At 33.4% G+C, this 854-nt stretch carries 3 protein-coding genes; all 3 read left to right on the top strand.

Annotation, left to right across the window (positions count from 1 at the left end; translation table 11 throughout):
- On the top strand, nucleotides 1-218 hold a 218-nt coding region (locus tag IDG60_RS27745; protein ID WP_206160965.1), incomplete at its 5' end, for a peptide-methionine (S)-S-oxide reductase.
- Nucleotides 211-639: a peptide-methionine (R)-S-oxide reductase MsrB gene (gene msrB, locus IDG60_RS27740; protein ID WP_000913317.1), complete on the top strand. Its 429-nt coding sequence runs from the start codon at nucleotides 211-213 to the stop codon at nucleotides 637-639. The genes IDG60_RS27745 and msrB, both read left to right, overlap by 8 nt.
- Nucleotides 640-650: 11 nt before the next feature.
- On the top strand, nucleotides 651-854 hold a 204-nt coding region (locus IDG60_RS27735), incomplete at its 3' end, for a PTS glucose transporter subunit IIA (protein WP_206160966.1).

Below are 854 nucleotides of genomic sequence, written 5' to 3'. Positions count from 1 at the left end.
AGAAAAAGGCTGCTGAGTTTAAAAAGCAACAATTAAATGAACAAGGTATTTTCAAGAAACCAGTGATTACACCTATTAAACCATATAAAAATTTCTATCCAGCTGAAGACTACCATCAAGATTATTATAAAAAGAACCCGGTACATTATTACCAATATCAACGTGGTTCAGGTAGAAAAGCGTTTATAGAATCACATTGGGGGAATCAAAATGCTTAAAAAAGATAAAAGTGAACTAACAGACATAGAATATATTGTTACACAAGAAAATGGCACTGAACCACCATTTATGAATGAATATTGGAATCATTTTGCTAAAGGGATTTATGTAGATAAGATTTCTGGTAAACCTTTATTTACATCTGAAGAAAAGTTTCATTCTGAATGTGGATGGCCTAGCTTTTCTAAAGCGCTTGATGACGATGAAATTATAGAATTAGTCGACAAATCATTTGGTATGGTAAGAACTGAAGTGCGTTCAGAAGAATCAAATAGTCATTTAGGACACGTCTTTAATGATGGACCTAAAGAAAGTGGCGGCTTAAGATACTGTATCAATTCCGCTGCAATTCAATTTATTCCATATGAAAAATTAGAAGAATTGGGTTATGGCGATTTAATATCACATTTTGATAAGTAGGAGTGGAAAGTATGTTTAAAAAATTATTCGGAAAAGGCAAAGAAGTTCAGAAAGATATCGCAATTTATGCACCATTAACTGGAGAATACGTGAAAATTGAAGATATTCCAGATCCTGTATTCGCACAAAAAATGATGGGCGAAGGTTTTGGTATTAATCCAACTGAAGGAGAAGTTGTGTCTCCAATTGCAGGACGTGTTGACAATGTCTTTCCA

Source organism: Staphylococcus sp. EG-SA-2 (genome assembly GCF_017152085.1).
The sequence above is the reverse complement of the archived record's forward strand: the minus strand, read 5'-3'. Positions and strand labels throughout refer to the sequence as shown.